Source organism: Caballeronia sp. 11_S32 (assembly GCF_056930355.1).
Genome location: NZ_JBXOWH010000004.1, coordinates 172,103 through 196,028, shown reverse-complemented (window position 1 = coordinate 196,028; position 23,926 = coordinate 172,103). Strand labels below are relative to the sequence as shown.

21 protein-coding genes are annotated in these 23,926 nt (G+C 56.6%); 16 read left to right on the top strand and 5 right to left on the bottom strand.

Annotated features, from left to right (window positions below):
- The first annotated feature begins 146 nt into the window (after positions 1-146).
- Genes acnA through AC1Z32_RS26975 form a run of 3 tightly spaced genes read left to right on the top strand, consistent with a single transcriptional unit; the run spans position 147 to position 4,485 of the window.
- The gene (gene acnA / locus AC1Z32_RS26985; RefSeq protein ID WP_483481906.1) at positions 147-2,771 is read left to right on the top strand and encodes an aconitate hydratase AcnA; all 2,625 of its coding nucleotides are present in this window, start codon (positions 147-149) and stop codon (positions 2,769-2,771) included.
- Positions 2,772-2,818: 47 nt separating this feature from the next.
- On the top strand, positions 2,819-3,754 hold the full coding sequence (locus AC1Z32_RS26980) for a GntR family transcriptional regulator (RefSeq protein WP_483483321.1): 936 nt from the start codon (positions 2,819-2,821) through the stop codon (positions 3,752-3,754).
- Positions 3,751-4,485 (top strand): ABC transporter substrate-binding protein, encoded by a 735-nt coding sequence (locus AC1Z32_RS26975; protein WP_483481905.1) that lies wholly within the window; start codon positions 3,751-3,753, stop codon positions 4,483-4,485. Before AC1Z32_RS26980 ends, AC1Z32_RS26975 begins: the two co-directional genes overlap by 4 nt.
- Positions 4,486-4,730: 245 nt before the next feature.
- On the opposite strand, the gene AC1Z32_RS26970 is transcribed toward AC1Z32_RS26975, so the two are convergent.
- Positions 4,731-6,095: a DNA cytosine methyltransferase gene (locus AC1Z32_RS26970; protein WP_483481904.1), complete on the bottom strand. Its 1,365-nt coding sequence runs from the start codon at positions 6,093-6,095 to the stop codon at positions 4,731-4,733.
- Between the two features lie 143 nt (positions 6,096-6,238).
- Here AC1Z32_RS26970 and AC1Z32_RS26965 point away from each other — a divergent pair, with 143 nt between their 5' ends.
- Positions 6,239-6,469, top strand: a complete 231-nt coding sequence (locus tag AC1Z32_RS26965; RefSeq protein WP_483481903.1) for a hypothetical protein — start codon at positions 6,239-6,241, stop codon at positions 6,467-6,469.
- A 138-nt stretch (positions 6,470-6,607) separates the two neighbouring features.
- Here the strand turns inward: AC1Z32_RS26965 and AC1Z32_RS26960 are convergent, their stop codons facing one another.
- Positions 6,608-8,302: a hypothetical protein gene (locus AC1Z32_RS26960; RefSeq protein WP_483481902.1), complete on the bottom strand. Its 1,695-nt coding sequence runs from the start codon at positions 8,300-8,302 to the stop codon at positions 6,608-6,610.
- A 348-nt stretch (positions 8,303-8,650) separates the two neighbouring features.
- Here AC1Z32_RS26960 and AC1Z32_RS26955 point away from each other — a divergent pair, with 348 nt between their 5' ends.
- Complete coding sequence (locus AC1Z32_RS26955; RefSeq protein WP_483481901.1) at positions 8,651-9,172, top strand: hypothetical protein; 522 nt, start codon at positions 8,651-8,653, stop codon at positions 9,170-9,172.
- Between the two features lie 327 nt (positions 9,173-9,499).
- On the opposite strand, the gene AC1Z32_RS26950 is transcribed toward AC1Z32_RS26955, so the two are convergent.
- On the bottom strand, positions 9,500-10,150 hold the full coding sequence (locus AC1Z32_RS26950) for a hypothetical protein (RefSeq protein WP_483481900.1): 651 nt from the start codon (positions 10,148-10,150) through the stop codon (positions 9,500-9,502).
- 468 nt (positions 10,151-10,618) lie between these two features.
- Positions 10,619-11,158: an H-NS family nucleoid-associated regulatory protein gene (locus AC1Z32_RS26945; protein ID WP_483481899.1), complete on the bottom strand. Its 540-nt coding sequence runs from the start codon at positions 11,156-11,158 to the stop codon at positions 10,619-10,621.
- Positions 11,159-11,721: 563 nt separating this feature from the next.
- Here AC1Z32_RS26945 and AC1Z32_RS26940 point away from each other — a divergent pair.
- Entirely contained in the window at positions 11,722-12,951 is a 1,230-nt protein-coding gene (locus tag AC1Z32_RS26940) for a porin (RefSeq protein WP_483481898.1), read from the top strand.
- A gap of 6 nt (positions 12,952-12,957) precedes the next feature.
- Here AC1Z32_RS26940 and AC1Z32_RS26935 read toward each other — a convergent pair whose 3' ends face one another.
- Complete coding sequence (locus AC1Z32_RS26935; RefSeq protein WP_483481897.1) at positions 12,958-13,779, bottom strand: TetR/AcrR family transcriptional regulator; 822 nt, start codon at positions 13,777-13,779, stop codon at positions 12,958-12,960.
- Between the two features lie 113 nt (positions 13,780-13,892).
- On the opposite strand from AC1Z32_RS26935, the gene AC1Z32_RS26930 reads away from it, so the two are divergent.
- From AC1Z32_RS26930 to AC1Z32_RS26885, 10 genes are all read left to right on the top strand, one after another.
- Positions 13,893-15,149, top strand: coding sequence for an alpha/beta hydrolase (locus AC1Z32_RS26930; RefSeq protein ID WP_483481896.1), 1,257 nt, complete (start codon positions 13,893-13,895; stop codon positions 15,147-15,149).
- Between the two features lie 32 nt (positions 15,150-15,181).
- Complete coding sequence (locus AC1Z32_RS26925) at positions 15,182-16,876, top strand: AMP-binding protein (RefSeq protein WP_483481895.1); 1,695 nt, start codon at positions 15,182-15,184, stop codon at positions 16,874-16,876.
- A 3-nt stretch (positions 16,877-16,879) separates the two neighbouring features.
- Positions 16,880-17,749: a VOC family protein gene (locus tag AC1Z32_RS26920; protein ID WP_483481894.1), complete on the top strand. Its 870-nt coding sequence runs from the start codon at positions 16,880-16,882 to the stop codon at positions 17,747-17,749.
- Positions 17,746-18,903, top strand: a complete 1,158-nt coding sequence (locus AC1Z32_RS26915) for an FAD-dependent monooxygenase (protein ID WP_483481893.1) — start codon at positions 17,746-17,748, stop codon at positions 18,901-18,903. Before AC1Z32_RS26920 ends, AC1Z32_RS26915 begins: the two co-directional genes overlap by 4 nt.
- Positions 18,900-19,379: an acyl-CoA thioesterase gene (locus AC1Z32_RS26910; RefSeq protein ID WP_483481892.1), complete on the top strand. Its 480-nt coding sequence runs from the start codon at positions 18,900-18,902 to the stop codon at positions 19,377-19,379. The genes AC1Z32_RS26915 and AC1Z32_RS26910 overlap by 4 nt, the downstream gene beginning before the upstream one ends.
- On the top strand, positions 19,376-20,137 hold the full coding sequence (locus AC1Z32_RS26905; protein ID WP_483481891.1) for a maleate cis-trans isomerase family protein: 762 nt from the start codon (positions 19,376-19,378) through the stop codon (positions 20,135-20,137). Before AC1Z32_RS26910 ends, AC1Z32_RS26905 begins: the two co-directional genes overlap by 4 nt.
- Before the next feature lie 49 nt (positions 20,138-20,186).
- The gene (locus tag AC1Z32_RS26900) at positions 20,187-21,458 is read left to right on the top strand and encodes an MFS transporter (protein ID WP_483481890.1); all 1,272 of its coding nucleotides are present in this window, start codon (positions 20,187-20,189) and stop codon (positions 21,456-21,458) included.
- Between the two features lie 65 nt (positions 21,459-21,523).
- Positions 21,524-22,705, top strand: coding sequence for an acetyl-CoA C-acyltransferase (locus AC1Z32_RS26895; protein WP_483481889.1), 1,182 nt, complete (start codon positions 21,524-21,526; stop codon positions 22,703-22,705).
- A 39-nt stretch (positions 22,706-22,744) separates the two neighbouring features.
- A complete protein-coding gene (locus tag AC1Z32_RS26890) occupies positions 22,745-23,206 on the top strand; it encodes a PaaI family thioesterase (RefSeq protein ID WP_483481888.1) in 462 nt (153 codons plus the stop codon).
- Positions 23,203-23,901, top strand: a complete 699-nt coding sequence (locus AC1Z32_RS26885; RefSeq protein WP_483481887.1) for an SDR family oxidoreductase — start codon at positions 23,203-23,205, stop codon at positions 23,899-23,901. Before AC1Z32_RS26890 ends, AC1Z32_RS26885 begins: the two co-directional genes overlap by 4 nt.
- The last annotated feature ends 25 nt before the right edge of the window (positions 23,902-23,926 follow it).

Below are 23,926 nucleotides of genomic sequence, written 5' to 3'. Positions count from 1 at the left end.
CTCATGGAAACTACCTACTGCGCCTATAAAGTGGGGCCGCAACGCTGGGATCGCTTGTAGCGCAACGCGATGAACGTGAACCTTGCTTTTTGCTGGGGTTTTCACTACATTGCATTTTTACGCGTATACGTGCAAAGATGCGTTCCATGGAAAACACCTACACCCCCTCCGCCGCGACGTTGACCGCTAACGGGTCCGACTATCGCTTTGTCGACCTGCCGAACATGTTCGGCGCGACGCTTGAGCGCTTGCCAGTTGTGATGCGCTTGTTACTAGAAAATGTTCTGCGAAATACCGAGGGCGACGAGCGTCGCCGGGCGGCGGAAGGGATTCTTCAGTGGATTGAGCGTGGCACGAGCGAAGTTGAGATCGCCTTCCAGCCAAATCGTGTCCTGATGCACGACACGACTAGCACGCCTGCGCTGGTCGATATCGCCGCAATGCGTGATGCGCTTGCGGAGACGGGCGCGGATCCCACAGCGCTTAACCCGGTGCTTCCGGTTGACTCTTCTGTCGACCACTCGCTTGCGGTCGAATACTTCGCCCGCCCCGATGCCGCGCCGTTGAACTTGCAGCTTGAGCTTCGCCGAAATAACGAGCGATATAGCTTCTTGCGTTGGGCATCGAAGGCGCTGCGAGGAGTGCGCATTCATCCGCCCGGTACGGGCATCATGCACACCATCAATCTGGAACAGCTCGCGACGGTAGTCTCCGTCCAGGAGCGAGAGGGTGAGCACTGGGCAGTGCCTGACACCTTGATTGGCACGGACAGCCACACGCCGATGATCAACGGTATCGGTGTGCTTGGTTGGGGCGTAGGCGGGCTCGAAGCGCAAACGGTAATGTTCGGCATGCCGGTGATGCAACGAATTCCGGATGTCATCGGTGTACGGCTCATAGGCGCCCTGAACCCCGGCACGTTAGCTACCGACTTGGCTCTTACGGTGACCCAGCGGTTGCGAGAGATCGGCGTCTCGGGCGAATTCGTTGAATATTTCGGTCCCGGCGTCTCGACGTTGACGGCAGGTGATCGGTCCGTCGTGGCAAACATGGCGCCGGAGTACGGCGCATCGACCGGATTCTTTCCCGTCGACGACCACACATTGGATTACCTGCGTACGACCAATCGGACTGCCGAATCCATCGCGCTGGTCGAGGCCTTCTCCAAGCGGGCGGGATTATGGTTCGACCCAGCAGCGAACCCTGTGTATACCCGTACCATCGAAATCGATCTCGGCACGATTGGCATGCACATCGCAGGACCACGCCGTCCACAGGATCTGCTTGCCTACTCGCAAACGGCGGCCGCACTGCAACAGTTCGCATTCGAGCCGGCGATTGAATCAAGTCAGATGCCCAAGCACCCTATCGCGATTGCGGCGATTACAAGTTGCACCAATACTTCTGACCCGGCCCTTTTAATTACCGCTGGGTTGCTGGCTCGAAAGGCTCGCGAGCGCGGGCTGAAAGTGCCCGAGTGGATTAAGACATCGCTCGGCCCCGGCTCGCCGGCTGCCGCTGCGTATCTTGAACGCGCTAATCTCATCGATGACCTGTCTGCTGTCGGCTTCGACATTGTTGGTTACGGGTGTACGACTTGTATCGGCAATTCTGGACCCTTGACCGATTCCATTCGTGCAGGGCTTGCCAACAAGTCGGTTTATCCGGTTGCCATGCTTTCCGGTAACCGGAATTTTCCGGGTCGTATTCATCCCGACTTGGACCTGGGCTTCATCATGTCGCCGCCGCTCGTGATTGCGTTCGCGCTCGCTGGTGATGCGGAGGTAGACTTGAGTCGTGACGCGCTTCAAACGGGGTCAGATGGAACGCCTGTGTATCTCAAAGATATCTGGCCCTCGCGTGAGGAAGTTGCAACGCTTGTAGCGCAGGCTGCGGAACCTGCCGATTATTCGCGAGCATTCGCCATCGCGAGCGAAAACCCGCTGTGGCACGGCCTGCAGTCCCCAGAAACCGCACGATTCCCGTGGGATTCAAAATCGACCGCGTTGCGTCGCCCGCCTTTCGCGTCCGTGACCCAAGGCAGTCAGTTGGGACAATACAGCGCATACCCGTTGCTCGTGTTGGGCGATGACATAACGACTGACCATATTTCACCGGCAAGCGCCATCCCGAAGGACAGCTATGTCGCAGATTTTCTCGTCGAACGGGGCGACAGCCGCGACGATCTAAACGTATTCGCTTCCCGGCGCGGAAACTGGGAAGTCATGGTCCGCGCAGCATTCTTCAATAAGACACTCGTCAATCTCTTGAAACCCGACGCGCCTGTTGCACATACGATTCACGTCCCAAGCGGCGATGTGCTGCCGATATTCGAGGCCGCGAAACGCTATAAGGACGAGGGCAACTCGGTCGTGCTGCTCGCAGGAGAGCGATACGGGACTGGATCTTCACGGGACTGGGCAGCTAAGGGTCAGCGGCTTCTCGGTATTCGTGCGGTCCTCGCGGTAAGTTTTGAACGTATCCATCGCTCGAATTTGATTGGCATGGGAATATTGCCAGTGCGGTTGCCCAAGGACGTAAGTCCCGCGACTCTTAACATTCAGCCAGGCGATAGAATTGAGGTTGACGCTCCCGCCGATGCGGTCTCGCCCCGCTGCCAAATTCCGATTCGCATCGTACGGGCCCAAGGGGGCGTTGAGTCACTGACTGCGACTGCCGCAGTAGAGACTCAGCTTGAAACCAGATTGCTCCGCTCAGGTGGGGTGATCCCTCATATTTTGCAGAAAACCATCGCAGCACAGTCGGCCTGAGGCAACAAAGATCGGACGGTGCGAATGCGACAAGAGTGATGAACCTCATGAACTCTGAGAATTCGATAGCGACCCAAATTGTCGAGCTCATCCAGAACGAGCAAATGGAGGTCGGTAGTCACCTGCCCGCCCAAATGTTGGCTGATCGCCTCCGGGTGTCTCGTTCGCCGGTCAACGAAGCACTGTCTTTCTTGCATGAGAAAGGCATGCTGCGGCGCGAGCGAAATCGTGGGTTCTTCCTTGCTCGACCAGTCGATGAGAGACTTTCCGATGTCGTTGAGCAGCTTGGGCTACAAGAGTCCGACATTGTTACGAGCGTATACTTCCGGATCGCGGACGACCGTCTCAAGGGCTTGATACCCGACGAGTTCTCCGAGCAGATGATTCGAACGCGGTACGGACTGACCAACACTCAGCTCGTTGCGGTGCTGACCCGAATCAGCCAAGAGGGATGGGCCGAGAGAAAGCCAGGATACGGATGGCAGTTTTCGAGCATGTTGACGACTCCGGATAGCCTTTTACAATCATATCGCCTGAGATACGCGTTGGAGCCGGCAGCCCTCCTTGAGCCCGGCTACCGACTCGAACAAAAGGTGCTTGAGCGTTGTCGCGCTGCGGAAATGCATCTGCTCAACGGCGGCATCGAAACGGACACCGCCGATCAGCTACACGATCGCGGCGTGCGATTTCACGAATCACTGGTCGAGGCATCCGGCAACGCGTTCTTCATCGATACAATCAAAAGAGTAAATCGCGTGCGCCGGCTGCTATCGTATCGCTCGATGCAGCATCGAGAGCGCTACACGGCGCACTGCAAGCAGCACCTGCACATCTTGGATCTACTCGAACGAGAACGTAATGAGGAAGCCTCGATCGCGCTGCGTGAGCATCTCCAGCATACGCTTGATGCCTTGTCGAGGATCAGCGACATCCTAAACTCCGAACGCTCTCCAAGCGTCAAAAGTTCTTCAGTGGGCCAATGAACATCAACCCTTCAATCGTTGCGGCCATTGCGCCTGCCGGCAAGGTGCGCGCATCGATTAACTTAGGCAATCCAATTCTTGCCAACCGTAACGCCGTTACAGGCGAGCCGTTTGGCGTCTCTGTTGATCTCGCGCGCGCGTTCGCGAAGCGCCTTGGAGTAGAGTTGGAACTAGTCGTCTTCGACGCTGCGGGCAAGTCCGTGCAGGCCGTGAGCGAAGAGCGCGCGGACTTCGGTTTCTTCGCAATCGATCCGTTGCGCGGTGAAACGATCGCATTTACTGAGCCGTATGTGCTCATCGAAGGCTTCTACCTCGTGCGCGAAGATTCGTCGATCAGGACGAACTCAGACGTCGACAACGCAAATAACCGCGTCGCGGTCGGCAAAGGCAGCGCATACGACCTCTTCCTAACGCGCGAGTTGAAGACGGCGCAGATTGTACGCGCGCCGACATCGCCAGCCGTGGTGCGAACGTTCATCAACGAAAATCTCGAAGTCGCGGCAGGAGTTAAGCAGCAGCTCGAAGCCGACGCTCGCGAAATCCCGGGCCTGCGCCTCCTCGACGAACGCTTCATGGTCATCCGGCAAGCAATGGGTCTGCCGAAGAGTCGCGGCCCGGCCGCCGCGCATGTTCTCGCTGCCTTCGTCGAAGAAGTGAAAGCGTCGGGATTCGTTGAGGATGCACTCGCCCGACATTGCGTCGCCGGCGCATCCGTGGCACCTATGGCTTGAGTTCCATCTGTGTCATACAGCAGTCGCCGCATCCAGAACACAATGTTTCATGAGTCCGCGCTCCCCGGAACTGGTGCTCGGTTTGACTGCGACTCGCGGAGCGTGCTTGTTGATTACACCGTATTCCAGGCCACTGTTGAAGTGAATCCCTGACCGCCAGCCGGGTTCGGTGGATTCGTGCAACGAGGCGTCTGGCCGAAGAGTTGTCCGCCGCTCCTTGAACTCGTGAACGAGTTCTCGAGCGCTCAGGCTTTAACGGTCCTGCGATGTCGGTCGATTAGCGCCTCGCCAATTTTCGTCACAATTCCCACAACGAGCGCGTTGCCCATAAGGAACGCTCGCATGGAATCTGAGACTCCAGGATGCGCAGTAAAGCCTCTCGGAAAACCATTCAACTGCTCCAATTCCTCAGGAAGGAGTCGACGAAGGCGACCGTTCGAAGAGGCGATGACATGTTTCGTTCGAGTTGGTGCCGCGCCACCCTCGGAGGTAATAATCGTTCTGGATGGAGCATCAAGCCGGTCAGGAAACGCCATTGCCCCTTCTGAATATTGATACGCAAAACCGTTTTTCACACGCGGCACCTTTTTCCCCCCCTTCGCGAGCTTCCATCGTTCTTCAGAGTCGCTTTCCACGAAGAATGCCTTGGGAACACCAACGGTCTCGCGTGTAACGTCTCCCAGTGTCATCGGCGCAAGTTGTCCGGTGAAGGAGCGGTAATCGTCAATTTCAACCGCCTTCGACTTTGCGGTCCATACCTGCCCTCCAAGCATTAAACCACTGTTTGAGAAGCGCGACGCGCCATTCGAAAGCGGTCTGTAGTTGACCTGTGCCGCGAGCGGCTCCTCCGCAATGGAAAGTGCTGGAGAGGAGCCGTCCAGCGGCTGGACAAGCTCACAAGGAAGCGCTCTCGGCAGTACGCCTTCACGGTGCCACGCGAGTCCGTCAGTCTCAAGAGAGCGCCTCATCGACTGATAAACCGGGGTTGATTCATGGTACCCAACGATGAACACGCGCTTTCTCTTCTGCGGGAACCCATAGTCAGCGGCGTTAATCACGCGCCATTCTGCCGCGTATCCAAGTCCTCGAAGCGTGCTCAAAATCGTTGCAAAGTCCGCGCCGCGACATTGCGCCGGCGAGGATAAAATTCTGTCGACGTTTTCAAGGACGACATAGCGGACAGGCCGATTTTCATCCAAACGTTGCTGCAACAGTTGAGCAATCGACCACCAAAGAACTCCTTTCTTGCCGGCGAGTCCCTTTGACTGGTTGAGGGGCTTCGCCACAGAATAATCCTGACAGGGGAATCCGCCCACCAAGACGTCCGGTGCTGCATTGCGCACCGCCTGCCGGCCTGTTTCTGATTCCAGGAAGGCAAAGATGTCCTGGTTCACATGCCCTTCGCTTCCCCAGCGGGCCTCGTACACATTCGAAGCGTGTTGAGGCTTCCTCGCTGGCTCAAACTGATTGCTGAGGGTTACGCGATAGGGGTTGCCATGAACTCGCTCCAAGCCGAGCCTAAAGCCGCCGACGCCTGCAAAGAGTTCGACGACGTTAAGTTGTTCTGCGGTAAGTGAGCTTTCATTCTCTTGTTGTTGCTGGTGCGACACGTTGCTTCCTTCGTGAGGTACAGGAAGCACGTGTTGCGATTGGTTTTAGCCTTTTTGCTGAAAAAGCCGGAAAAATCGAGTCTTAAATATTTGAAAGACGAGACAGTCCCCACAACTTCACTAAGTTTCAATGGCTTAGCGAAATGCAGATTTTTTTCTTACCGCGTATCTTTTCGAAATCCAGCGATGTGGAAAAAGCGAAAGAGGATGCCAACGAGCTAACGGTCAAAGAAAAAGAGATGCGTTTAATCCAGCGCCTCACGCATGAATGGATATTGCCGTTCGCCGTTTCGACCGCTGGAGGCGTGCCTGAGGAGCGTCCCAGCTTGTTATCGGAGGCGCACGGATGCCTCGGGAGGGTCCGGCGCGCCTAGCCGATTCGCGCAACATCCGGCTACAAACGAAGCCTTCCCTTCCAATCATGACGCGAGGCGTTAGTCGCGATTCCTCAGAAAAAGAATGCGAGCGGTCCATCGAAAACACATGACGACCGGTCAGCCAACGCACCTGCGTCACAGTCTTCTGGCCAAGGTCGCGCTCGTGTACAGTTCCGCAAACGCTGCTGCGACTGGGGAAATCTGTAGTCGGTCAGTTCCGAGGGCGACGCGTGTTCTCCTCAATTCTTTATACGCGTCCGATAGCTCCGAGCTTGGCTGTTGACGAGTCCAATCCGTGAACGAATCAACAAGCAACGGGACGATGACGTGAAGAACGGACCGCGTCGAAGAATAAAAACCACCGCCGATGGCTTTTGGCATTCGCTTAAAGAAGAAGTCTCTCGTGAGTTTGCCGTCGCGGATGCTCGAGTGTATCGGGAAGTAGGAACAGGGATACTGTACGAAGCATGTCGCTCGCTCACCAACATACAAAACGGGAATCGCTAGGCGAAAGCGCCCCAGTATCGCCAGCAAATCATCTTCTCTGCACCAAAAGTAAGAGCTAAACGCCAGCATCCGCACAGCGCCGCCGCCCGATTGCTCGGCTGTGAAGGCGTCGAAGCCGTCCCGAACCCACGAAATTTGGCCCGGAAAATCTCTTTCTTGGCTCGAGTCAACTTTAACCACCAAAGCATATCGTTCGGTCGTTCGGGCTCTAAGCTCGTTCGGTAGTTCGGCGGTTGAAACGACATATCCCACCGTTTCGCATGAAGCTTCCTCGCGAATGCGCTGAACCAGCGGCGAGTTCTGCGTCGTCTGCAAAACCGGCAACGAGTCGGATGGTTCAAAAGAAATCGTTCGGCGAAAAAGCATCTCGACAACCAGCGCCGCCAATCGATTCACAGGCTTATTGACCTCCCTTGAAAATCCGGCCTGAACGACATGTCTAACGAGGCTCAAGGCCTCCGACGAGCCGGCCTGACTCAGCAACAAGCCTCGCAATTGCGGGCTCAGCATGTCCCAGAGCCGTTCAACCTCCCGCATCTCATCAATGAATCGGCCGATAAAGTCAAAGAATTGCGAAGCTTCCGCGCGTTGGAGCACGGCAGCAGCGACCAACGGAAGGTCGCACTCCACCCAATGTCCGACGGCTTCAGAATAGACCTTCATCCAATAGTCGTCGCACTGCCCGGTATCTGCGCGGAGCAGAAGGTTGCGAGCATGTGCTACAGCAACTTGTAGCGGCTCGGTCTCGTAGCTTGAATCTTCGACAGATGAGGTGGATATGACCGTGCCCACCACAATTGAAGTGCACGGCTTCCCAGCCTCTTGGGGCAGCTCCGCGTCTGCTCGACGTAGTTCGTCAAAGCAGCGCCAGAACCATTCAGAGCGCTCGCGTGCAGCACTCAGGACGCGCTCCAGAAAACTGGCAACTTCAGGATGCTCTTGCCGTAGTGCACTGCGGCTCAAGGCCTCTGCGACGTCATCGAGCGAGATATGCCCCCAGTTGTTGCCATCGCAATTCGTTTCCGCCTCGAATTGCAGCAGCCGCTCCATCTCAACGTCTGTGGCCTCGTCTCGAATCCAGCGGTAATGCTCTAATACCGTAATGAATTCACTTACTCGTCCGCCAGATTGAAGTTCAGCGAATACTTCCGGCTCACATTTTTGAATCATCCAGAGCAGGACCTCAGGCGCTGTCGGAACGATTCCATACGCTATCCCCTGGTCCAATTGCTGAAGGAGCTCGATGGTGTAAAGAAATACCTGTTCGAAATGGGTTGATAATTGCGTGGAAGGTGTGAAGCGAACGAGCTGAGGTGTCGACATGAGTAATCCTTTTTGAAGTTCTAGGTCCTCATGTAGACAATGTTTTTATCGCCCTCGCGTTCAGCTACCTCTCACTCCGTTTAGGCGGAAAATCTCTCTTGAGCTGCTGTCGCCTGGCGTTTCAGCGCTCCATGGAAAGCGGTGGCGACAAGTCTCCCGTTGCGCTCGCGTTATTGCTGCCCGGAGGAAGCGGAACTTCAGGAGCGCAACCCCGGCGAAGTTCTTAAAAATTCCAATCAGGATGGCCCGTCAGGTGCTCACCCACGACAACGCTATGTCTCAAGGTTTTGACTTTTGCTGCCGATAACCAAGCTCGACGAACACAGCCAATGGTGCTAGAGGGTGTACATGACTGAAATAAGAGGAGCCGAAGCGCATCGAAGCGAGTATGAGGTCAGAGTAGACACATGGACGCGCGCTTTCGTCGCTGCAGTCGTCGACTTGACGCACCAACAAATTGAGCGAGACGGCGAAGTCCCGTTTTATCTGCATGTGGGTAAAGCAAGGTCAGTCGAAAATTTTGCTCCCGAGTTGGGGAAGGTATCGGAGGCTGAGGCTACCGCTCGCATCGTCGCGAGGGCGAGGGAAGTAAACGCCGACTTCGTTTTCCTCGTGAGCGAGTACTGGATGATCTGTCCCGATACTCTCGCCGAAGGCGCTGCTCTCCGCAAGAAGTATGGCGCTGTCAAAAACATGCCGGGAAGTCAGAGAATTGTCCGGTTCCAACTCGAAACTCGAGCGGGTCTTTTCGTCGGCGAAGCAAATCGTATTCGCGTTTTCGAAGGCGTCGAGTGCTACTCGTTCCGTGAGGTCGGCTTCGAATACAGACCCGAAGCTGTAGGTGTGTTCACGAATCTTCTGTCGGGCTGAGGCCCGAATTCATGACGCCAAGAAGCCGACGCTTGCGATATGTGCGCGTTTTGGGAACAGCTTCTAACTTACATACGTCGCGAAGGCTAATTCGATATCGATCGAAGTTGCATCGTGGTGACATACGCCCACGGATCAGACCTTGCGCCTCGCTTGCGTCCTTCGCCGCTCATTTGTGGGGGCTTCCAAGCCCATTGCGGACCCCCACATCGAGTCATCGTTAAATCAGCGTAGTCCTCATTCTGCGCCGGGTTCCCCTGGCTTTCCCGCTTTCGACCTGGTTGGTCACGCGTGAACCAGCGAAATAAAGCCAGTAGGCACCGCGACCTATCTATCACCGGTTGTGACTCGTCGCTTCTTGTAGCTCACGGACACCGGCGTATCAGGCTTGGTAGGCGGCACGTACAGAGGTTCATCAGGTGCCGATTCCTGCGTCGCCGCAAAGAAGGCATCGTTGAGAACTTCCTGAAGCATCTCCTCCGATTCCGCACCGACAACTGGACCGGCAGTCTGGTCGTCGAGCCGGCCGTGGTCGCGAGAAATTGCGGTTTGATTACCGCCCTGTCGGTCGGCAGCTAAGACAGGTTCTGCTGGCCTCGCTGCAAGGTCCTGCGGCGTGCCGGTAAGGGCCCACAGCGCCACAAGCTCTTGTGCTCGGACATGCGAACATGTGACGACGCCTCGAACGGCTTCCAACTGCAACGCGCGTCGAGCTGTGACAGTCTCCTGGTCAACATGCTGGTCATCTGCCAACATGTGCGGAGTGATATTGAGAGAATTTGCTTCGCCTGCAGCCAATCGCGCAGCCGTGGCGATCAGGTCTCGCGAGTTTTCGAATCCGCATCCGAATGCCACCGCTTCGAGCGCTTGGTTCATGCGCAACGCGTTCCTACCGCCGGCGAGTTGCTGCAGAAGCTCAGCTTTCTCCTGCGCGACCTCCGAAGAAATCAGATAGCGCGCTATTGCCTTGTCTTCCATACCGCTATGCCCCTCCTCAATACCCTTCGGCTCGACGTTTCCTGCGCTCTCGGCAGCCCACCATAACGTAGACCGTCACAAATGCTCGAAAATCGAGCCATGTCGCCCGTAGCGCGCCTACCTTACACGCGTTGTATCGCAGCTTCAAGACCAACAGAGAACGTGACAGCAAAGTCTGGGGACCGGTGGCCACCAGCCGCGCAAACTCCTTCGCGTCAAATCACTCGGCAGCGGGGACGTGCGATGAGCAGCGTAAAGACACAAGAGATCGGCATTCGTTCGCTTCGGTACCACGTCCCGGATAGCCGCTGTGCCAATCGGACTTATGCCGCAGAAGTAACGGTGTTCGCCTCGTTCGCGCTCGCTGGAGGCACCGTTGCAGAGTCTGAGGCAATTTCTGCTGTCGAACTGCGCCCTGTCTTGTTCGATGCGACGTTCTTGGCGGCAACTTTCTTGCCCATAGCCTTTTTAGCGGAGGTTTTTCTTCACGTTAGCATGTGCGGACACGGCGCTGTCAATCAAAAATCTCGTCCGGTCTTTGGCACCAGCGAGCCACGCAGGAGCTCTTCCGCGTCCGCTCCATTCAGCTCCGGACTTCGGGTCGCGATAGAGAGGAGGTTGTGGACCGCGAACATAATTTCCGGACTTCGCGGTCTTCATGAAGGTAGTTGCTGCCCTAGTCGAGCTGCCATCGATCAAAAATTTGTCGCGGTTCTTTGCACCCGCGATCCACCCAGGCGCCCTTCCATGTCCACTCCAAGTTGCGCCGGACTTCGGGTCTTGATATTTCGCGCCCGAAGCTCCCTTGACCAAAGCTGTTTTCGTCGCCGTCCTGCCGCCGCGCTTTTTGCCTACAGAAACCGCGCCAAGATCATCCACCGTTATTCCGTGCTCTGCCATCAGAGCATGAATCTCGGCAATGACGCTCGCGGACTTCTTCTTGGTGATTCCCTCCGCTTGCGCTTGCAGTTTGGCAATCTTCGATTGAATTGATTGCAGCGTAGCCATGACTATCCCCCTTTCGTGGTTGCGATCGACCCAATATGCCATATGAGCAGTAGCCGATGCATGTTTAGCGTCCAAAGTAAACGTCATAACGATATGTAAAGAGTTCGAAAGAAGGCCGTATGAGACAGCAGTAGCGAAGTCTCTGGAAACGCTAGGATCGACCTAGTTCATTTGCTGCTACCAGCTTGCCTCCCACCAACGGTGCAAGGAGCGTCTTGAAATTCCGTTGCGCGAATCTGCTTCTCGAACGACCTCTACTTCGGTCGTGAACTGAAGGTGCCTGGATAGTTCTGTCACAGGCTCTTTCGGGACGAATGATGTCAAACGCTTCCTCGGAGCAAGCAATCAACGCCTCGTTTCATCACGCGCGAACCGATCCCCTGCTATCTCTCGCGCGGGTAAACGCCTAGCCGCGCCCTGCTCGCCAATTATTGACACCCCTCGCAAATATCATTAAGTTTGTGATAATTGATGGCATATCAATTTCTGCGAGGACTGGAATGAGTGCAAGCAAAGTGTAAAGCCCAATATCAAATTAGTACAACTACCTATGGAGACAAGAAATGAAGGGGAGATATGTCGCAGCCGTTTCGGCTGCTGCAATGATGGCGGTGCAAGCGCATGCCCAGAGCACTGTTACCCTCTATGGCATCATTGATCTCGGCCTGCAGTATGCGAACAGCGCACAAACTTCGCGAGTTGGCGGAGTGCCGCAAGGCGCATCGCAGTTCGCGATGACTGATGCTCACAGCACGGGATTGAGCGGAAGCCGCTGGGGCTTACGAGGGGCGGAGGATCTCGGTGGTGGCGTAAAGGCAATCTTCGCCCTAGAAAATGGTTTCTTCGCAAATACCGGCGTGCTCGCACAAGGGGGGGCAGAATTCGGCCGGCAAGCATGGGTTGGCCTTTCCAGTCCATGGGGGACGGTGACGGCTGGCCGCCAATATGATCCGCTGGTCAACTATGTGCAGCAATTCGCAGCGTCTGGCGCGTTCGCCGGATACATGGGTTCGCATCCCGATGACCTCGATAACCTGACGAACACGAACCGAATCAATAATTCGGTGAAGTTCGAGTCGGCGACGTACGGCGGGTTCAAAACTAGCGCACTTTATAGCTTTGGCGGCGCCGCAGGCAGCGTGACCCAGAACCAAATCTGGGGGCTAGGTGCCGGCTATACCGGGGCAAGTTTCGCAGCGGGAGTGGGATATTTGAATGCGCGGGATCCGAACGTGTCCTTCTACGGGAACACACCGAACAAGGGAACATCGACTGCGAACAATCTCGGCTCGGCCGGGAGTGCCACCTCGCCGGAATCAAATCCCGTTTATGCGGGCTACGCGTCTGCAAAGACCTTGCAGATCATCGGTGGCGGCGCGTCATATACTCTTGGAAGCGCCACCGTCTCGCTCGTCGGGACGAATGTGCGGTTCAATTCAATGGGTTCATCGTCCGGCCCCAACCCATTGGCATACACGGGAGACGCGATTTTCACAAGCGTCGATCTTAACGCTAGGTATTGGTTGACGCCATCGCTTCAATTCGGGGCCGGAATCGACTACACCCACCGAAACTCCGTTAAGGGTGACGAAGGTGCCAAGTACCTTCAGCTCGACCTTGGCGCTGACTACAATCTTTCGAAGCGCACGGACGTCTATGCCCTGACGGTGCTTCAACGTGCAATGGGTCGCGACTCCCTTGGGCAACCGGCTGTCGCATCTATCGCCGGCTTCAGCCCCTCGTCGACGGACAAGCAGGTCGGTGTGCGACTAGGCATCCGTCATAAGTTCTAAAGTAATTTATTGAGTTGTGGACGCGCGCTTGCGCTTTGAAGCGCGCGGCGCAGCCGTGCCAGGCCCGCCGCGCTGGGCAGTCGGCCACTGCTCGAAGCCGTCCAGAAGCAGCCGCAGCCCTTCATCAAAGGCGCGGTCAGCACTAAGCTCCGAAAACGCCCTCCCTACGAGCTTTGCCGCCGGATATCTATCGTCTGAGGCCGCATCGAACTTGCCACGAATGTAGGCCGAATGCTCGGCCGGCGACTGGCGACCAGCGGCGGAAACGCTGGATGACAAGAGATATTGCGCAAGCAGGTGATAGGCGAGAGCCGTCTGGTCTGCCGAAAAACCACCCTGCAGAAAACAAGAGGTAGTGTGATTGAAAAGCGCGAGACCATAGTCGACCTCGCCAGGACCAACAGACTGGAACAGGCGGAATCGATTGTGGGACGCGATGTACAGGCTGACGCCTGGCATGTCGCGCGCGAGCGAATAAGAGATTCGCGCAATTTTCTCCACGTCTGGACGCCAATCTCCGGTTAGCGCGGGCAGCGCTTCCAGTCGTCGGCGGTAATAGCTGTTGAGTACGCCCGAGATGAGGTCGTCTCGGCTGCCCAGATAATAGTGAATCAGTCCAGGAGCCACGCCGAATTCTTTGGCCAGTTGAACCATAGAAACTTGGTCGAGCGGCGTCGTGCGTGCCATTTCGCTCGCACGGTCGATGATCACGTTCCGCGACAGGATCGGCTCCGCGCCGATAGCCGATGCGGACTTCGGCGGACGGCCGCGCCGACGCGGCGGAGCCTCAGCATTCACTTCATTGGTCTTTCGGGATGCGGCCGTCATAGTAGGCAAGCAGTTTCGGGAAAGTACCGACAGTCTACCTACAAAATTTAATTGACACCATCTCAATATATTTCTACCCTACCGCTAACGGATCTCAAATTCAAGGAGACAGCGTGGCTGAAATAGAGAAGGCGGTGGTGACAGCGGGGCTTCGAGGAGCTAACTGGGACCCGGCGCTCATGCATCGCCCCTACAAGGTGGTGCCGTATGCGCTTCAAACGGCAGACGGTCAGAAGACGCTCGGCTTCCTCTTCACTAGGAGCGGAAACGAAACGACCGTTGTATCGATCATGCATCCGCGAGAGATGTCCGTGACGCACTATCTCGTTCCATCGGTGCTTGATGCGGGCTGCGCATGCTGGGTTCAGGGCCCGCGCTCCATTGGCAACGATCTTCGTCTGGAACATGAGGTTGCGCTCCTTGACGTAGCGGCCGGCATGACCCATTTGCGCTCCCTCGACTTCCAGAACATCGTGCTGCTCGGAAACTCTGGCGGCGGGGCCTTGTACGCGTTCTACAACCAGCAGTCCAATCTCCCTTCGGAGAGCCGCATCCGGCGCACGCCGGGTGGTCGGCCAACGGGCTTGACCGAGGCCCTAATGCCTACTGCTGACGGCGTCATTCTCGTGTCGCCCCACCCCGGTCAGGGCGCGATTCTTCTGAACAGCCTAGACCCAAGTGTGGCCGACGAGAACGATCCTATGTCAGTCGACGAGAGCCTCGATCCGTTCAGTGCTGAGAACGGGTACGACATCGAAGCTCGCAAAGGTCGATATAGACAGGAATTCGTCCAGCGGTACAAGGCTGCCCAGTTCGCTCGCGCGGAAAAACTGGACGCGCATGCCCACGAGTTGATTGCCCGCAAGCAGGAGGCGCGCAAGCAAGTGAAAAACGGGAATGCCAGTACGCTTGAGCGCCGGGTAGCCGGATATGCACCAATATTTCAAGTCTGGCGAACCGATGCTGATTTGCGGGCGTGGGATATCTCGATCGATCCTTCTGATCGCAAAGTTGGCTCTCTGTGGGGAAACGACCCTTTCACTTCGAACTGGGGAAGCGTCGCTTTTGGTCGAGTTGTTACACCGGAATCATGGCTCTCAACCTGGTCCGGAATTTCGAGTAATGCTTCGTTCGCGAAATGCGCGTCGTCCATCGAAGTGCCGACGCTGCTCCTCGAATATACAGGGGACCAATGTGCCTATCCGGAAGATTTCGACCGAATCTACGGCGATATCACTGCGAAAGACAAGTCGCGAATTAAGGTTCGCGGCAACCACCATGGTATGGCTTTGACACGCGATGAGCCATCAGGCCGAGAGGTGGCGGGGCAACATATCGGCGCCTGGCTAAACACGTTCTTTGCATCCTGACGGCGCAAATACGTATGAATATGGAGACACAGTTGAACGAGAGCAACTTCAGGCCTAGGGAGCTCCTGCAGGGCGTTCGATACCCCGATGCAGATCGGCTTGCACGCTACATTGAAGATGGTGTACTCGGGGGCCAATCGTTACGTGCGGCGCTGCGCGAGTCATTTCGCGACAACGCGGACCGCAATGCGCTTGTCGGACCCGAGGGTGAATTCACGTACGCGCAGTTGGACGATCTCACGGACCGATTCGGAGCAGCGTTGCTGCAGCGGGGAGCGCGCCCGCTCGATCCGGTAATCCTTCAGTGCGGAAACTGCAACGAGCTTCTGATTGCATTCCTTGGATGTTTGAAGGCTGCACTGATTCCAGTGTGTGCGCTGCAGGCATTCCGCAAGCATGAAATCTCATATCTCGGCAATCTATGCCAAGCAGTCGTGCATGTCGTGCAGGGGGACGACCCAAAGTTCGACGACGTTGCCTTTGCGGAAGAAATGCAGGCTTCCGTCCCGTCGCTGCGTGTCATCGTCCAGGCGAGAGGAACGCAGCGCGGCCAGGGAGCGACGTTGTGGTCGCTGGTGGACAGTATGGACCGCCTAAAAGCGCGCCGCATGCTCGACGTTATTCCGGATGACCCGTTCCAGGTTGCAATCTTTCAGTTGTCGGGAGGCACGACCGGCGTTCCCAAGATCATCCCGCGCTTTCAGAACGACTATCTTCTCAACATGCGTGAAGTCGCAAAGTGGAACGCTTACCAAGCGGACGACGTGCTCTTCATGCCGACGCCGTTCATGCACAACATGAACATGGTCTGCTTCTTCGGGCCGATGATGCTCGTTGGCGCAAGTATCACGGTCTGCCCGGACATCCGGCAAGAAACGCTTTGCGCGGTCATTGAACGTTATAAGCCGACGTGGTTTGGGCTTGCTGGTCCGATCTTGTCGCGCGTCGCCGAGCGGATGCGTCTGGCTTCGGACGCGGAAAAGCAGCGCCGCAAGTTGATCGGCCCCAAGAATGCGCCCCGCCTGCGAGATATGCTCGGTTCCCCTTGCTATCACATCTTTGGCATGACCGAGGGGGTGATTATGTTCGCTCATCCCTCAGACCCACAGTCGGTCTTGGATGAATCCGTCGGGCGTCCCGTCTCGGAACATGACGAAGTAAGGATTGTAGAGCCTGGCACGGATACAGACTTGCCGGATGGAGAAGTTGGCGAAGCGCTGTTTCGAGGACCTTACACGATTCGCGGCTACTACAGATCGGAAAAGGAGGACGTACACCGATTTACTGCCGACGGGTTTTATCGTTCTGGCGACCTGATGATGGCAAAGGTCATTGACGGCAAACGTTACTTCTACTTCCGTGGCAGAACAAAGGATGTCGTGGATCGCGGGGGAGAGAAGATCAACGCCGAAGAACTTGAGAACGTAATCAATACCTGTCCGCGAATCCATGCGTCAGCGATTGTGGGCATGCCAGACCCAGTCTACGGCGAGAAGGTTTGTGCATTCATCGTCCCTAAGCCGGGGCAACTTCCTATTACGCTGCCCGAATTGAGGGAATTTCTTCAGGCTGAAGGGCTTGCGAAATTCAAATGGCCGGAGCGCGTTGAAATCATCTCCGAGTTTCCGGTCACTGCATCGGGCAAGCTGAGCAAGGTCCTCCTTCGCAAACAGGTGATGGAGCGCCTTGACGAAGAACGAACTCAACGAACTGTCACGCAAGGATAAGTCATGAATCTTTCGGAAAAGGCAACCTTCCTTGCCAACCCTGTGCTTCGCGGTGTGCACCACACGGCTCGCCCCACTTGGAAGCTCGAAGATACGGTCCACTTTTATCGCGACTTGTTAGGTCTTCCCCTCGTCCACGCGATTTCGGCGCGTGGCTGGGGGCCTGCGGACCATGCTGACTTCCTGCACTTTTTCTTTGACAGCGGAAATGGCAGCACGATCGCATTCTTCTACTACATCGGCACCGAGCGGCCCGACAAGCTTGTGCCGACCGACCACTATCAGGATCGCGCTACTCACACCGCATGGCTGGTGGCGGACGCCGACGAACTGGCCGACTGGCGCGCGCGAGTCGAGCAAGCCGGCATTCCGCTGCGCTATCAGGTGCGACATGAAGTAATCGAGTCCATCTATTTCAATGACCCGAACGGCTATCCCATCGAGATCACATATCAAACACGTCCATTTGACGAAATGGACAAGGGCGATGCTACGCGGACTATCGTGGCCGCCATCGAGCTCGAACGTGCAAGCCGTGACGGTAAGCCGTTCAAAAGTATCGAACCTGTCTGGCAGCGCAAAGGCGAGCACCTCAATTCCGCTGGGCCGGCGCCCTTCGCTTCTGTTTTTGTTCTGGACGTGCCGGAATTCAGCCCGCTCGTGCAGGCGGCGCACCGTACCGATGGTTACAAGGCGACCCGGGTTAACGACGGCTACATCAGAATCGACGGCGCGCCAAGCATCACGTTCGAACGCAAGGCGCTGGGCTTCAAACCAGCCGTCTGGTATGGCGCTCTGACAGGTGGACTCGTTGGATGCATCGAACAGTTCGACACCGACAAACTGGTCATCAATCCTGCGGTGCAATCATGAAAATTGACATTGTTGGAGGCGGTCCTTCTGGACTTTTCCTCGCTATTTTGCTTGCCTATCAGGCTCCGCACGTCAAGACGCGAGTGATTGAGCAGAACGAGGCCGACGCAACATTTGGCTTCGGCGTCGTGCTCGCCGACACCGGCCTCTCGCGCCTGAACGACGCTGCGCCGGAGGTCTGTGCTGACCTTATGAAAGCAATGAAGTTCAGCACTCAGCAAACCATCGTAAGTCAGGGTACCGCTATTACCGTAAAACGCCCAGGGCAAGGCGGTGGTGCCATTCCCAGGCTGAAGTTGCTCAATATTCTGCAGGACCATGCCGCGCGTCTTAAGATTCCCGTGACGTATTCGTCGCGAATTTGCGATGTTGACTCCTTGGGCGGCGACATCATCGTGGGAGCCGATGGCGTCAACTCTCGAGTGCGTACAAGCGACGAACAAGGATTTGGTACTACTAAACATGAACTGACAAATCATTTTGCTTGGTACGGCGTCGGGAAGGCATTCGAATGCCCTGCTTTGGTCTTCCGTGAATACCAAGGGGGCTACTTCGTGGCGCACTACTACCCCTATTCTGAGACCATGAGTACCTTCGTCGCTGAGTGCGATCATCAGACTTGGATTGATCTCGGTCTGGGACAGATGTCGCTTGACGAACGGCAAGACCTTTTCGAGACCGTCTTCGCTCCAGAACTCGGCGGTTCCAGGTTGATCTCAAACAACTCTGTATGGCGGCAGTTCCCTGTCATCCGCAATGCTAATTGGGCAAGCGGCAACCGCGTTTTAGTTGGTGACGCTCTGGCGAGCGCGCACTTTTCCATCGGATCCGGCACACGTATCGCGATGGAAGATTCGATTGCGCTTGCACAAGCAATTTCCACCGGCGTCGAAGACGTTCAACAAATCCTCGCTAACTATGTGGAACTGCGAAGGGAGTCCAAGGATCGTCTGATTCATGCGTCAGAAGCGTCATATCTCTGGTATGAAAGCATCCGCGAGTGGATGACGACTTTCGCACCGCATCAGTTCGTCTATCAGTTCATGACAAGGACGGGACGTGTAGATGTTGCTCGTCTGCGGGAGCAATATCCCGAGCTCGCTCGAGAACTGGAAGGCGCTGGTGCGATACCCGCGAACGAGGCACTTTTATGATCCGCAGCTACGAATACGTTTTACGGGAAGACTCATTCACTGTGCGCCGTACGGTGCGCTGGGCCGATTGCGACCCTGCTGGAGTGGTCTACACCGGACAGTTCAGCGCGTACGTTTTAAGCGCCGTGGCTTTATTCAAGGACCACATCGCAGAGGCCACCGGCTGCGATGGGAAATCGCTAGGTGAACGCTTCAACGTCGGGTTGCCTTGTCGCGGCATGACGTTCGACTTCACCGGGACACTTTGGCCCAACGACGTCGTCGACATTCGTTGCAGCATTGGCGAGGTCCGTACGCGCACGTTCGACATCTTACTTGAAGCCTCCTCGCCAGACGGACGGAAGATATTCACAGCCAAATTCTCGCCTATCTGCGTGCGCACCGACGCGCGAATTGGGACTGACATTCCGGAATCGATGAGAAGAACTCTCGAACAATTTACGCGCAAGCCGCTTCAACAAACGGAGTTGATATGAATTTCCGCATCGGGCAAATCGTTCCCAGTTCGAACATCACGATGGAGAAAGAGATTCCCGCGTTGTTCGCGTCTTATATGCAAGCTCATCCGGAGCATCAGTTCACCTTCCATTCAAGTCGCGTCAGAATGCATCGCGTCGTTCCAGAGGAATTGGAGCGGATGAATCGCGATATGGGACGTTGCGCCGTCGAGCTCACCGACGCACGCGTGGACGTACTTAGCACCGCCTGCCTGGTCGCAATCATGTGCATGGGAACCGGATACCACCATTCGGCCGCGCAGTCGCTCACTGAGGCCATTAAGGACCAGCCATCATCTCCGGGTGTGATGACTTCGGCTGGAGCATTGGTCGACGAACTGAAAAGCTTCGGTGCCAAGCGCATCTCGCTGATGGCGCCATACACGAACGCGCTTACGAAGCGTGTAGTTGACTACATCGAGGCAGAAGGCATCGAAGTCCACGATGCGATTAACTTCTCCATCGAAGACAATCTCGACGTCGGCGCACGCGATCCGATGCTCCTACTCGATGACGTCAAGAAGCTCAACGTGAAGGACGTCGACACAGTGGTGCTCTCTGCTTGCGTACAGATGCCGTCGTTGCCGGCCATTCAAAAAGCACAGGAAATGCTTGGCATGCCGGTCACATCGACGGCGGTTTGTACCGTGCGGCAAATGTTGAAGTTGCTAAACCTCGACCCATCAGCCCCCGGCGCCGGCGCATATCTGGGCGACAGACGCGGTTTGCAGGCCTAGTCAAAGGCAACCGCGCAAACAGCGATACAAAAGACTCAAGGAGACACGCATGGAAACCGCAGAAGACGCGAGCAAATCAAGGGGCATTCACGTCCGCAACATTGTCGGCGCTGCTTTGGGAATGGCAGTGGGCTTCGCTGCCATCTTCATTGCGACAAACGGGGTGTTTATCCCATCGATCGTGAGAGAGTTTCATTGGGGACGCGCTCAAGCTTCCCAGTCGTATTCTGCATCGATGCTGGGTCTCTCGTTGGTCAGCCCGCTGGTCGGAGTATTGATGGACCGCTTCGGTGTTAGGAAAGTCGTATTTGTCTCGGCGATCGTCTTCACAGTTTCGATGGCATGCATGGCGTATCAGACTGGCAGTACCGCTAACTGGATCGCGCTGTCACTAGTAATTGGCATGGCTGGCGCCGCTACGTCGGTGCTCGGCTATTTGGCAGTACTGCCACAGTGGTTTGATCGTCGACTCGGACTCGCTATCGGGATTTCGATGGTTGGTTTCGGCATTGGAACGGTAGTCATGCCAGCGTTGTCCGCGTGGCTGATCGCCCATATCGGTTGGCGTCATGCTTATCAGGCACTAGCCGCGATTTCGTTTGCCGGCGCACTGCTTGCATTCCTCCTGCTTCGTGAGAAGCCGGGGCTCCAGCGCAAGCGTCACAGAAACGCGGATTCCGAAACGGAGCTGCTCGGCTCCGGTCCGATCCGTCGTCGCGGATTGAAGGTCTTCCTGATTTTTGCGGGCGCTCTTTGCGCGTCGACGGCCGTCCTGTCCCTTGTCCCTCATCTACCTGCACTTCTGATGGACCGTGGAATCGCTGCTTCCGAGGCCGCACGCTGCGCGTCACTGGTTGGTTTGGGCATTTTGATTGGTCGACTTTCATCAGGCCTTCTCGTCGATCGCATTCACGCGCCTCTGGTTGCGTGCCTCTATTTCGCGTCAGGTGCAGTTGGCTTCATTCTGCTTCGTCAGGTTGAGTCGTATGAGGGCGCCCTGCTGGCTTCCATTCTCGTTGGCCTTGCTATCGGAGCGGAGGGCGACCTTCTCTCCTATCTGACGCGAGCCTATTTGGGTATGGAGAAGTTCGGTCTTTTCTACGGAATCGTCTTCTCCGGATATTCACTTGGCGCAGTTTTCGGACCGATGGCTACGGGACATTATTTTGACGTGACCAAGTCCTACGTACTGCCCATGCAAATTGCGCCATTCCTGCTGCTCGCGTCGTGTCTCTTCCTGCTAAGCCTTGGACGCTATTCGAAGCCGGGGAGTCACGGAAACGAGTCGTTGAGCGGCATCGCTGTTGCGACCAGCAAGTAAGCCTCCATCAAAGCCCGGGGAGTTCTGCCTCGGCGGACTCTCCGTTATATGTAAGGAAAACGCCGATGCGTGAAGCCGTGATTGTCTCAACAGCACGCACACCGATTACAAAAGCTCATCGCGGTGAATTCAACATCACGCCCGGACCAACGCTTGCATCCTTCGCCGTGCGCGCCGCAGTGGAACGGTCACAGATCGACCCGGCACTGATTGAAGATGCGGTTCTCGGATGCGGATACCCAGAAGGGTCGACTGGGCGGAACGTCGCCCGCCAAGCCGTAATCCGGTCGGAGTTGCCGCTGTCCATCGCAGGGACGACTGTGAATAGGTTCTGCGGCTCCGGGCTCCAGGCGATAGCAATCGCGGCAGGCCGGATCGTTGTTGACGGTGCACCTGCAATGATCGCCGGCGGCCTCGAAAGCATCTCCTCGATTCGCACGCGCGATGATGGGGAGACAGGCTTTGATCCGTGGGTAGTGGCGCACAAGCCTGCGCTCTACATGTCGATGATTGAGACGGCGGACATTGTCGCGATGCGATATGGCATTTCCCGAGAGGACCAGGATGCGTTCGCCGCGCAAAGTCAGAAGCGTACCGAAGAAGCGCAGCTTACCGGGCGCTTTGACGAAGAGCTCGTATCGGTCACGACAACCATGGCGAACACTGATAAGGATACAGGCGCTGTCGAGAAGCAGGAAGTGACGGTATCGAAGGACATGTGCAATCGACCCGGTACCACCGCAGATGCGCTGGCGAAGCTCGCTCCAGTGAATGGGGCCGACTGCTTCGTCACTGCAGGGAACGCGTCCCAACTCTCGGACGGTGCATCGGCATGTGTGCTGATGGAAGCACGCGAAGCCGAGCGGGCGGGACTGAAGCCGCTCGGTGCTTTCCGTGGACTTGCACTATCCGGTTGTGAGCCGGACGAGATGGGGATTGGGCCGGTGTTTGCGGTGCCACGGCTGCTCGCCCGCCATGGGTTGAACGTAGATGACATCGGGTTGTGGGAGCTCAATGAGGCGTTTGCGTCGCAGTCGCTCTATTGCCAACGTCGGCTGGATATCCCCCCAGAAAGACTGAACGTCAACGGCGGAGCCATTTCAATGGGACATCCGTTCGGAATGACCGGCGCGCGCTTGGTCGGACATGCATTGCTGGAAGGTCGGCGTCGAGGCGTTCGGCACGTCGTTGTGACGATGTGCATCGCTGGCGGCATGGGCGCCGCAGGACTATTTGAGGTTTTCTGAATGCCGACGTCTTCCGACGAAACAGACAGGTACGAGACTATGGACGCAGCATCCGACGAACGCGAACTTCTGCCACGTTTCGAGAGCCCATTCGTGGATGGCCTCGGAGTCGAACGTGTAACGTGCTCGCGAGGTGCTTGCGAAGTCGTGTTACCACTCAAGCGGGAGCATCTCAATACGTTGGGAGTCGCGCATGGGGGAATCAGCATGACCCTCTCAGACGTCGCCCTTGCGCTCGCAGCACGTAGCGCCACGGACTCCGGCACCGGGGTTCTTACAATCGAACTCAAAGTAAGTTTCCTTCAGCCCGGTCGCGAATTGCTGTGCTCAAGAGGTCGGGTCTTGCACCGTTCGGCGAACATGGCTTACTGCGAGGGGGAGATCGTCGATAAAGAAGGACACTTGGTCGCAAAGGCTCTTGGCACGTTCAAGTACGTCGAGAAGCGCCTAGTGGAGGGGTCTGTCGCATCAAAAGCTCATCACCTAACAGGCGAACAATGAAAGAGCGCGTTTTGATTACCGGCGGGGCCAGCGGAATCGGCGCCGCTGCCGCTGGTCGCTGTCGTAGCGACGGGTATGACGTGATAGTAATTGACCGAATCGGCGCCGGCATCACTGCGGACCTTTCCGATCCAAGCGACACGGCGCGCGCGCTGGATGTCGCTTTGGCGGACGGGCCGATAACGCGGCTTGTAAACAATGTGGGGACAGTACTCCCCGCTGATGCAGCAAGCCAGACGCTTAATGAACTGGAGCGGCTCTGGAATCTTAATGTACGTTGCGCGCATCAGTGCATGCAGGCGCTTCTTCCTGGTATGAAACAGGCAAAGTTCGGACGGGTCGTAAATGTCTCATCCCGCGCCGCTCTGGGAAAGGAGTTGCGGACCGGATACGCGGCGACGAAAGCGGCCCTTCTCGGCGTGACACGCGTGTGGGCGCTGGAACTGGGCACTTTCGGGATCACGGTCAATGCGGTCGGTCCAGGTCCAATCCAGACCGAATTATTTTACTCAGCAAACCCGCCGGATTCGCCTCGCACTCAGGCGCTCGTTGCCAGAATACCCATCAAACGCCTCGGACTTCCGGAAGACGTCGCAACCAGCATCTCGTTCTTCCTGGATTCGCGCAGTGGCTTCGTGACGGGGCAGACTTTATACGTATGCGGGGGCACGACCGTAGGGGTGAATCCCCTGTGAACGGCCCGATCAAGTGCATGCGGAT

Excerpts from the sequence above, each read along its gene's own strand:
- AC1Z32_RS26980 (WP_483483321.1), top strand. The coding sequence starts at position 2,819 with ATGAACTCTGAGAATTCGATAGCGACCCAAATTGTCGAGCTCATCCAG.
- AC1Z32_RS26905 (WP_483481891.1), top strand. The coding sequence starts at position 19,376 with ATGAATTTCCGCATCGGGCAAATCGTTCCCAGTTCGAACATCACGATG.
- AC1Z32_RS26945 (WP_483481899.1), bottom strand. The coding sequence starts at position 11,158 with ATGGCTACGCTGCAATCAATTCAATCGAAGATTGCCAAACTGCAAGCG.
- AC1Z32_RS26950 (WP_483481900.1), bottom strand. The coding sequence starts at position 10,150 with ATGGAAGACAAGGCAATAGCGCGCTATCTGATTTCTTCGGAGGTCGCG.
- AC1Z32_RS26965 (WP_483481903.1), top strand. The coding sequence starts at position 6,239 with ATGCAGATTTTTTTCTTACCGCGTATCTTTTCGAAATCCAGCGATGTG.
- AC1Z32_RS26940 (WP_483481898.1), top strand. The coding sequence starts at position 11,722 with ATGAAGGGGAGATATGTCGCAGCCGTTTCGGCTGCTGCAATGATGGCG.
- AC1Z32_RS26885 (WP_483481887.1), top strand. The coding sequence starts at position 23,203 with ATGAAAGAGCGCGTTTTGATTACCGGCGGGGCCAGCGGAATCGGCGCC.
- AC1Z32_RS26900 (WP_483481890.1), top strand. The coding sequence starts at position 20,187 with ATGGAAACCGCAGAAGACGCGAGCAAATCAAGGGGCATTCACGTCCGC.
- acnA (WP_483481906.1), top strand. The coding sequence starts at position 147 with ATGGAAAACACCTACACCCCCTCCGCCGCGACGTTGACCGCTAACGGG.
- AC1Z32_RS26915 (WP_483481893.1), top strand. The coding sequence starts at position 17,746 with ATGAAAATTGACATTGTTGGAGGCGGTCCTTCTGGACTTTTCCTCGCT.
- AC1Z32_RS26935 (WP_483481897.1), bottom strand. The coding sequence starts at position 13,779 with ATGACGGCCGCATCCCGAAAGACCAATGAAGTGAATGCTGAGGCTCCG.
- AC1Z32_RS26920 (WP_483481894.1), top strand. The coding sequence starts at position 16,880 with ATGAATCTTTCGGAAAAGGCAACCTTCCTTGCCAACCCTGTGCTTCGC.
- AC1Z32_RS26890 (WP_483481888.1), top strand. The coding sequence starts at position 22,745 with ATGGACGCAGCATCCGACGAACGCGAACTTCTGCCACGTTTCGAGAGC.
- AC1Z32_RS26910 (WP_483481892.1), top strand. The coding sequence starts at position 18,900 with ATGATCCGCAGCTACGAATACGTTTTACGGGAAGACTCATTCACTGTG.
- AC1Z32_RS26895 (WP_483481889.1), top strand. The coding sequence starts at position 21,524 with ATGCGTGAAGCCGTGATTGTCTCAACAGCACGCACACCGATTACAAAA.
- AC1Z32_RS26975 (WP_483481905.1), top strand. The coding sequence starts at position 3,751 with ATGAACATCAACCCTTCAATCGTTGCGGCCATTGCGCCTGCCGGCAAG.
- AC1Z32_RS26955 (WP_483481901.1), top strand. The coding sequence starts at position 8,651 with ATGACTGAAATAAGAGGAGCCGAAGCGCATCGAAGCGAGTATGAGGTC.
- AC1Z32_RS26960 (WP_483481902.1), bottom strand. The coding sequence starts at position 8,302 with ATGTCGACACCTCAGCTCGTTCGCTTCACACCTTCCACGCAATTATCA.